This is a genomic window from Psychrobacter faecalis (assembly GCF_016107575.1).
Lineage (GTDB): Bacteria > Pseudomonadota > Gammaproteobacteria > Pseudomonadales > Moraxellaceae > Psychrobacter > Psychrobacter faecalis.
Window position 1 is genome coordinate 1 of the sequence record NZ_JABAST010000061.1, and the last position, 9,893, is coordinate 9,893.

Annotated in this window: 7 protein-coding genes; 6 read left to right on the top strand and 1 reads right to left on the bottom strand. The window is 36.6% G+C overall.

What is annotated here, in order from left to right; translation table 11 throughout:
• Positions 1-98: 98 nt before the first annotated feature.
• The gene (locus tag JFC07_RS12605; protein ID WP_198329182.1) at positions 99-311 is read right to left on the bottom strand and encodes a helix-turn-helix domain-containing protein; all 213 of its coding nucleotides are present in this window, start codon (positions 309-311) and stop codon (positions 99-101) included.
• Between the two features lie 84 nt (positions 312-395).
• On the opposite strand from JFC07_RS12605, the gene JFC07_RS12610 reads away from it, so the two are divergent.
• The 6 genes from JFC07_RS12610 (at position 396) to JFC07_RS12635 (ending at position 9,489) form a co-directional block, all read left to right on the top strand.
• Positions 396-1,700 carry a hypothetical protein gene (locus JFC07_RS12610; protein ID WP_198329183.1) on the top strand — a complete coding sequence of 435 codons (1,305 nt, stop codon included), beginning with the start codon at positions 396-398 and terminating at the stop codon, positions 1,698-1,700.
• A 276-nt stretch (positions 1,701-1,976) separates the two neighbouring features.
• Positions 1,977-5,858, top strand: a complete 3,882-nt coding sequence (locus JFC07_RS12615) for an ATP-binding protein (protein ID WP_198329184.1) — start codon at positions 1,977-1,979, stop codon at positions 5,856-5,858.
• A complete protein-coding gene (locus JFC07_RS12620; protein ID WP_198329185.1) occupies positions 5,858-6,478 on the top strand; it encodes a condensin complex protein MksE in 621 nt (206 codons plus the stop codon). Before JFC07_RS12615 ends, JFC07_RS12620 begins: the two co-directional genes overlap by 1 nt.
• Complete coding sequence (locus JFC07_RS12625; protein WP_198329186.1) at positions 6,475-7,782, top strand: hypothetical protein; 1,308 nt, start codon at positions 6,475-6,477, stop codon at positions 7,780-7,782. The genes JFC07_RS12620 and JFC07_RS12625 overlap by 4 nt, the downstream gene beginning before the upstream one ends.
• On the top strand, positions 7,773-8,684 hold the full coding sequence (locus JFC07_RS12630; protein WP_198329187.1) for a DUF7281 domain-containing protein: 912 nt from the start codon (positions 7,773-7,775) through the stop codon (positions 8,682-8,684). The genes JFC07_RS12625 and JFC07_RS12630 overlap by 10 nt, the downstream gene beginning before the upstream one ends.
• Positions 8,685-8,790: 106 nt before the next feature.
• Positions 8,791-9,489, top strand: a complete 699-nt coding sequence (locus JFC07_RS12635) for a hypothetical protein (protein WP_198329188.1) — start codon at positions 8,791-8,793, stop codon at positions 9,487-9,489.
• Positions 9,490-9,893 lie beyond the last annotated feature (404 nt).

Here is a 9,893-nt window from a genome sequence, read left to right on the forward strand (position 1 = left end):
CACAGCAGGCATCCAAGAAGTGGTCGATGCCGATTCGTAACTGGACGTCTGCTCTTAATCGCTTTATGATTATGTTTGATGATCGTATCAGTAAGCATTTAATCTAAAGGGCAGTTACACAGAATTCGGGATGGGCTCCAAACTTCATATGCCTTCTTAAGCGTTATATTTTTCTCTCCACGCTCGATATTTCCCATATAGCTTCGATCGATACCTGCCATCTCTGCCAATCTTTCCTGAGATATTCCTTTGCTTTTTCGTGCTTCGCGGACACGCTTCCCAAAGGCTACCATACGTTTATCTGTCGTCATCTCATTAACCACTGCTAAAAATAGCAATACTCACAGTGGTTAGCTATAATATCCACGGGATATAGTCGGTATTAAAAGGTGAACATGAAAACAAAACTAGAGTATCAATCAGACATTACAGAGACTAACAAGCTGATTTGTGAGAAGTACTGGCTACGGAAGAGCGAGAAACGCAATGAATTTATATATACTTGTAAACAAATCGGTCAAGAATTTGGCTTTAGACCTCAGGACATATCTAGCATCGCTAAAATAAATGCTCACCTTGTCGTACTCGATTGCCAATGTATGGATTGTGGCACAACAAATATCTGCCATACTCGCGCACAGCTTATTCAATTAAAAGTTGATAATTGGCGATGTGATATATGCTGGGAAGCACTGAAAAAAAGAAGAATGCAGGCGCTTATAGAACAACGTGTTGAGCAAGAGCGTTTAGAAGAAGAACAAAGAAAAGCGGCTCTCGAATATATTAATAACTACCGGAATACTCAATTTACTGAGATTCCTTCAATAACTGAGCTTAATGAAACAGACAGGCTATTACTTGCAGCAACTATAGAAAGCCTAGGTACAGACAATTTAAAAACCACGATCTCTCTACGCGATAATTTGTCATTGCCTTTATCACCTTTCTTTGGATTAGATCAAAAAATACTCCACTATCTTTTTAAATTAAATTTGCTGTTATTAGTTCCTGAAGAAAACTACGAATACGTTACTGTTAATAAGCAACAAGAGTTAGAGATCGACTATAATCAGGCAACTTTTGAGTTTACTTATGACACTGAGGATCTCACTAAAATAATGATCAGTGCTAAATCTAAAAAAAATATCAGTGCTTTAGTAGTCAATACTCAGTTCGAAAGTTGGTGTCAGCAGATACAGCTAGGAGAGTGTTTGAGCTACTTGATCACTAGGTCAAAACTAAATAACTTAGCCCCACCTATTGGTGAAAAGCTCATAAGCTTACTTAGAGCTTGTTTAGCTGAATGTTCTGTATCTGTTATGCACTATATAATTTGGAAAGCAGTTGAAAGTGCCGCTGCATTCGTACAAAAGCCAAATGTTACTAGAAAGCATGCATCAAATGCTATTTCAGGCAACATAGAACGGGTTTTCGGTAAGATTTCTAGTGGAAGTTGGCATCGCAGTAATTCTTATCGCGATGCCAGTCATCCACAATCCGCCATGGCTAAAATATTCTTTGATTATATATTCGGGATAGAGGATTGTGATTTTAACTACACTATTGATGAATTATTTAATCCTCATAGGCCTCAAAAAATGCTTGAACAGGTGAGTTACTCTACATTAGGAAGTGCACAAAGTGCTGATTACACAATAACGATCGATGATTTGAAGCAATGTAATATCGATAAAGCCTAAAACGCCAAATATAGTTTGAGTTCATAGTACTAAGCCAAATACTAAATGTATTTGGCTTTTTTAATGATACTAATAAGAGATTAGAAAGTGATGCGACAACAGTTGTCGTATATTGTTTATTTATTAATTCGAACTGATGCTTAAAGCACTTACTGATACGATAATATTGATATGATTATGGACACTCATAATCGAGGTTAAATGAAGTGTAGTGAAATAACTCAAGAATTTAAAGCTTGGTTTTATATATCATAGAAAGGATTAAAGATGCTGAAAATGGATGAAGCCTTGGGCATAGCAAACGAAGAAAATACGAGACCAGTTATAAAAGGCATCAATAAACTTCTACGTGTCGCATTGATCAACAGTTATCCTAAAGGTCAAAGCCACCTTATCGAAGTTGGTGATAACACAATCATTACTGGACGTAATAGCGCAGGTAAAACTACCCTGATGGGAGCAGTAATTCCTTTTTTTGGTACAAGATTGAGTGAGGTTTCTAAAAAGAATGAGGCGGTTAAAAGCTTTATTGACTTTTATCTTCCTTATGATGACAGTTATTTGGTTTATGAATATAGAAGACAGGGCGAAAAAAAATGTGTGATCCTCAGACGAAGCAGTGAGGGGCAACAAATTTTCAACTTTATCAATACTGGATACAATGAAACCTGGTTTGTCACAAAAGATGCCACCAATCAGCGAAGATTTAGGCAGTTTGAAGAAGTTAAAGGCATAATCGAATCTCAAGGTTTTAACGTCTCAAATAATATCAAACAACTAACTTACGAGGCCATCATATCCAATTGTCCGAATAGACGCTTAAAAGCCTCTATTCGCTCATCTAAAGCTCTACAGACCATCAATTCGCTTCGTCCTGATTACTCACTGGCTGTCGGTAGAGGTAGCTTCTACGGATTTTCCTTAATCGCTAGCAATATTCTAAAAAGTAAAATTGAGTTTGATCAAATATGTGAGTTTTTGGTTGAAGCAATGAAGACGGAGAATAAAGTTCAGAGTAATGAGATTTCTATAGATTCTCAAGGTGTTGATACCAATAAGTGGCTTTTAGACCGTAACTCATGGAATGAGATTGAGCAACTTAGAAGTAAATTTGACGAACTAGGCCAGTATGTTGAGCAAAACGCTTCTAATCAAAACGCCCTATCGGTAACAGTTAAGACGCTCAGAGGCTTAGTCAAAGCCTTTGATACAAAGATTGCAGAAAATAAAACCATTGAAGATGATCTCAAATTAAAAGTTGAAGCTATAGAGCAAGCCATTACCAAGATTGAAATTACTTGGGACAAAGAAAAAGGCCAATTACAGAATGAAGTAGATGATCTGAGCTCTAAGATAGCAAAGCTTGAAAGAGCGAAACGAGATTTTGAAGAGGGCCTACCTGGTCATCATCTACCATTGGCCATATTACAAAATATGGTTAGAGAGATCTCGTCACTTGAAGAGCAAATAAAGCACGAGAATGAGCGACTCAAAGCTCTACGCAAAGACGAGATGGATGCCACTAAAATCATCGAAAACATTAAAGAGCAACTTGCTAAAGATTTGAAGCAGATAGAGTCTAAAAAAAATGGATTAGCTTCTCAACAAGCGTTAATGCTACAGCAGATTAAAACGGGTTACTACGAGTCTCTTTCAAATCTAGGTGATGATAAGTCTACTAAGCTTAACCTTATTAAAAAAGAATATAAGATCAAGTCTAGTGCCATCAAGGAAAAACATACCCAGCTTATTATCGATAAAAATAATCTGGAATCAGAATTAAAGAATATTAGATGTAGTATCGAGCTTACCAATGAAATAGAGAACTTAAAGCTAAATTTAGACAATGCTAAAACTCAACTTAATCAGGACATAAAAAATCAAAGAACAGCTGAAAAATATCTAGATGAAACCAGTAAAGAATATGAAAAACTACAAAGAGAGCATGAACGTTTATTAAACGATATTGCTGACAAGACCTCTGATATTGATGACCTATATGCTTTACTCGAAGATGACACATTGCTCAGTTTCCTATTGAGAAATGAATCCGATGAAGTACTTTCGCCTTTGATAAGTCATATACGAAAAACTATCGATCCATCCCTATTCAACCGCTCCGACCTATCACCTCAATGGCTTGCACCTAAAGAAACAGACGACGAAGCTCTGTATGGTCTTTATCTCGACACATCAAAAATAGACACTACTAACAATCTTAAAAAGCCACTTACCCTTGAAAGTATTACTGAGCAAAGGCTTGTGTTAGAGGATGAGGTATTAGAACGCAGGAACAATATCTCATCACTCGAAAAAACCATTCATCAGGCCAAGCTTACTAAGAAAAAAGCCAATGAAGGTATCTATAAGGCAAATACCAATGTGATTAACACTGAAAAAGATATCGAAAATAAACAAACGACGCAAAAACAACTAGAAATAAGAGCTGAAAACGAAATTGAAGAAGCTAAGAGTAATGTCGAGAACCAATTAAACGAAATTAAAAATAAAATTAATGACAAAGTATCAGAATCCAAGGCTACTGACGCCAAGATGAATGACGCTGAGCAGAAGATAGAAAAAAATCACAAGTTGGCTATTGAACGACTGAAAGAAGATAAGAAGAAAAGAGAACAGGTGGTAAATGAACAATACGTTAAAGAAATTGAAGGCTTGAAACTTGAAGCTGATCAGGCTCAAGAACGTCACGACAGAGCTATTGATGAAAATGGCTACGATGATAACGTTATAGCTCAGACTATAGCTAAAGTACAGCAGCTATCCACAAAATTAGATGTTGCTGAAAAAGCTAAAATCCGCGTTAAGCACTATCATGAGTTTATTGATGAAGAATATCGAAATTTACCTATGCTGTTCGAAAAACGCAATGGTCTATCAATTGAGCTAATGGATAAACAAGCGGCTTTTGATAAAGCTCTGATATCTAAGCAGGAAGATGCCAAATTCCTTGCTGAGAAAGCGAAGATCATTAACAATCGAATTGAGAGCGCAAAAACCGATCTGATAAGTATCAAAGAAAGCTTAAGTAATGCCAGTAATGCCTTTGATCAAGCTTTGGTTGCAGACCATACCTTAGAGCCTGAATATATGGGACATTCTTTGCAAGACTTGCATAATGCAAGCTTAGCAGTCTTGAACGATGCCAAATCTTTGGTTCGCGACACCAAAAAGAATATGGAAAAAGGTATTTATGCACTAAAGACCATAAGAAAACCCTTTACCACCAATGGGTCTATGTTTGAGAGCTTAATGTCTGACAGTATCCTACTCAGCATACCTGATCAGGAAAACTGGTACATACAAGCTAGAAAGTTTAGCGACTACCTAAACAACGAGCATGAAATTAAAAAAGATACACTCATTGGCCAGTATCGAGTCACAGCTCACCAAGTTAGAGAGTTTAAATCAAAGCTAGATGATGCTCATAATAGCTTGAGTAATTTCTCGAAGCGTATTAATACCAAATGCAAAGAGGTTTGTGAAAAACTAGAAGCTTTAGCCATTGAGGAGCTTCATATAGCTATAAGTTCGGGAATCAAAGAAAACAAATGGTATTCCACCTTGGCTGACTTCACTGATGCACATCAAAGATGGGCTAATGAGGACATCCATGACACAACGCGTATGCCTAATCAGGAACTGCTGTCCAAATTACAACTCGTGCAAGACTATATTGGTCAAAACCAGATGAATATCAAACTGTCAGAGCAGTTTAGTTTCAGTCTAAGAATCAAACAGGTCGGCGGTGAAATCAAGGAAACCAAAAGAGCAAAGGTATTTAAAGATATGGGGTCAAACGGTACCATGCGTATTGCTCAGCTCATCATTTATATCTCTTTGCTCTCAGTTATATCAACCACATCGAGCGATGAGGTTGAGCTGAAATTCTTTATTGATGAAATTGGCGTGTTAGATCCGCAAAATACTCGTGAGTTATTAAACTTGCTACAAAAACTTGGTATATCAGCAATGTGCGCCGCTCCTGAGAATCCAGATGACGAGGTTGTCCCCTTATTCGCTAATAATATTGCCTGCCATCACAATAAAACCAGAAATATGTACTCCATCTCTCAAACGGATGATATGTATATGTTGACTCAGGATTCAGAGCTTGAAGAATTTGGAGTGTTTTCCTAATGAAAGAGCATGAAATACTAAGATTGTTAATGAACAATAAATTTATATGCTCTGTGAGTTATCCAGAGGCATATAGGCATCTAAGAGATAACAAAGTAGCCTATGATCGTATGGTGTCTCAGCTACAACCATTTGGGGTCAATCTAGTCACCCTCAGTGATGGGGAGGTTTATGCTGGTTTAAATAATATACCTAGTGACTCTGACAGAAGAGCAGTGGTTAAACAGTTTAATGAAATTTATCATGACATAGCGCCTATAGTAGAAATGATTGCCTGCCTATCAACAGCCGATGAAGGCAATGTATTAACTGTTGGTGAAAATCTAAGCCAAACAGAGCTGGTTTTAGAAGCAAATAATAACAGGCATTTTGCAAGTATGCTAAACGAGGTTTCTGAGATCACAGGCGCTTCTAAAAAACCCAATGACGAAAAGGTAGCTGCTCTTTTAGAAAGACTCCAGAAGCACGAAATACTGAAGTTGGTCGAGCCCAATAAAAAGATTTATCGAGCAACAGGAAAAATCGGCTATATATATGATGTATTTGATTATATTGCTGAAAACATATTAGATGAGCCCACTGAAGAGATCTTTGCTGAGCAGCAAGGGCTTAAGTTATGAGTAAAGTCAGTCTCAGGTTATCGGAAGAAAAAATCAGAACACTTGGTAGAGCTGTAACTGATAAAGCTGATTTGATTTATCAAGCCTACTCTCCTAATGGCTGCTATGAGTTGGTCAACGATAAACATAAACAGTATCAGATACTACAAGACAGTGGTGTTATCAGTATCAATCCTAATAACATTACCCTAGGCTCAAACTTTACAGCAATCTTAAAGAATCTGGATAGAAAGTCTCGTAATGCAAATATTGCTCCTGATATTGAACTGTCTAAACATCAGATCAGTAATGAGGTTGCCCTAGCGCAAATACAGTCAGATTCGTTTGAAGATGAAAGTGAAGAAATGCTGCATTTGGCTAATATACGAGATATCTGCATTTCCATCGCTGAATATCTTGGGCATGAGATGGCTGATATTGAGTATGTCATCAACTCTGATCTAAACAATACATCAAACGTTAAGGTAAAGAGACAGATTCTTGAGGGTTTAAATAAAAAGATCAAACTTCAACTCGAAAAAATAGAAATATTAAGTCGCGATGAACTCCGTAAACTACACGGCGAGTATACGCCAGCGGCAGCTATACTGAATGAGTATTTGGCGGACTCTATTTCTAGATTCAATATTGAAATGGGCGTTCACTTACAAAAAATCCTGATATTAATTGATAAGTTAAAAAAAGAGCAAGATCAGAAAAGTAGAAGGCTTTGGCTACTACGCAAGGCTTTAAGAAACAATCAACTTGCTCCTGAAAAGATAGATATTGAATATAACGATATTGTAGATAAAGGCTTAGCTTTTGGTGGTATGGCTTTGGCTGGCACTTTGCACAATATTGAAACTGTAGATGACAGCGAATTTCTTTTCTCTGTGGTAAGTAAAATTAGCGCCAAAAAGCCCAAACGCAAGAGTGATAATTTATACAAAGGTGAGTATGAGGAGTTTGACCGAGAACATAAGAAACCACCACCCTCCCCTGAAAAATTGCTTGTTATGCAGTATATGGCCGATAATTGCGACATGCCTTTTACCAAAGCCTTGTCTGTCAGAGAGTATTGGGATTTGTCCGGTTTGGAGCACAAAATACGATATAAAGCTTTTTTGGCCTTATTCTTAAAAGTAGCAAAGAGTGATTTTATAAACGATAGGATCATTAAATCTAAAGGTCAATTTAACTATAAAGTTTATTTAAAATCACAATACCTTTCTGATACTTGCGATACACGCTACGTCATCGATGCCAAATATGTAAAACTCAATAAAATCGAAGAGTCGCCATCAAGGGATCAGATATGGAAGTAGACCTAGAGAAATCCTTAAATACGGCAGGGAAACTCGGTTACTTAAAAGAGAAGATGCTGCAGGGAGTAAGAGTGGCTACCTTTCGAAGCCATGATAATATCCTTGTATTATTGGTGTCTTTTGATCCCAGCATTGGCTACACAGAAAATGGAAAAGTGACCATCAATATGGGTGGCTGGGGCCGTATTAGAGAGATCGTAAAAGCTCAAACAGGGATAGACCTACTCAGACACAACTTAGATGAGCTAAAAAGCAAAGACCGTGTAGATAATACAATCCTCACAAATAACGATAAGTTATTAAGTAAAGCACCTACCGAAGGCTTTCTTGATTGTCGCCTACTAGGTAGAGAAGAACATATTATTAATGCATCAAACAACTACACGCATAAGCAAACTCAAGAGAATGCCTATTTAGGTGTGGAAATTAATGACCTCATTAATTGGAATATCGATAACATTATAATCATAGAGAACTTTAATGCATTTTGCAGGTTTAATGAGAAGCATGCAAAGCTAGTAGAAGGATTGACTGGTGGGGTAACTGTACTGGCCTATCGAGGCCATAATAATAAAAATATAACTTCTATATTGAAGGCTCTCGCCCAAAAAAAGTGCAAACGCTATATCTTCGCTGACTATGACCTGGCTGGTTTAAGAATAGCTGAATCGATGTCAAAAACTCTCAAAGCTCACGGATATATACTACCTAACAAACCTTGGATGCAGACTGAAAAATATATTGAAATGACGGTTAAAGAAAATCGTAAGAAGCAGTCATCTATTAAGATAAATTTACCTAGCTTAACTCCCTACTTTGAACATATCCGTGACAAATATTTAGCCGTACCACAAGAGACGCTTATGGCAAGAAAAATTCCATTGAAGATTATCGACATTTAAGCTAATTCATATGAATATGTAGAGCTGATTTTCTACTGAGGTCTAAGTTAGTCCTAGTATAATTCTTAATTTTTCCATTCAACTAATAATATATAAGGTAGAGATAATGCTAGAAGTTGATTTTTTTAAGCAAAGTGGTGTTTACTTCCGAATAATTGGTAATTACTTCCTACTAGGCGATGGGTCAAGTGGTCACATTAGAAATCTAAAAGAATCAGTAGAAGAGCTTTGCGAAGCAGTTTATTTTATAACCGAAATAGATTGGGCACCTATAGATAAATACTTAGAAGACAACAAAGAAAGTTACGGAAAGTTTGAAGACTGGAATAAAATAGCATCCGAGCTACCTGAAGACGATTGGAGCGCTTTTCGTTGGGCATCACTATTAATTGAACAGCGAAAAGGGATGGTTGAACTGTCTAAATCCTCAAACACCGAAATTCGTCAAATGGTAGCTCATGCGGGTTATCGCTTAAGTTATCTCGCTAATGATAAAGATGATAGCGTACGTAGAGAGGTAGCTGAACAAGGTTATAATTTATCAGGCTTTATAAAAGACAGTTCTTATTATGTGAGAGAAGCGGTTGCTGAGCAGGGTCATGGTCTAGATCTATTATATAAAGACAAAATAACTGCTGTTAGAGTAGCTGTAGCAAGGCAAGGGTATAGGCTAGATGTAATGATCGATGACAAGTCGCCTTATGTTAGAGCGGAAGTAGCTAAGCAGGGATATGGAATTGATAAGTTATCGAATGATAATAGTAAAATTGTTCAACGAGCGATTAAAGAATATGAGATGAATTAAGATAGAACCTATATAGACATAGGTGATATAAAATCCTAGAAAGTGCTTAAAACATTAATTATTCAGCTAAGATCAATGATTTGAATATAGTGTAGATTAGTACTTTCTTAGTATGATAGGTAATTACTAAAAACTAGAATTATTGTATGATACTATCCCATGCAGTATGATAGGTAATTATTATTAGCTAGTTTTAGCTTCTATACTTATCAACGACTTATAACATTCTTAGTATGATAAGTAATTACTTAATGACAAGCTTTTTATCTTAATATTGTATAACACTAAATGCTTTGCTGTCTAGTACCATATAGATAGCAAAGCTTTTTTTATAATGGACATAAAAAATTGAGCCCATCCCGAATTCTGTGTAACTGCCATTTAGATTAAATGCTTACTGATAC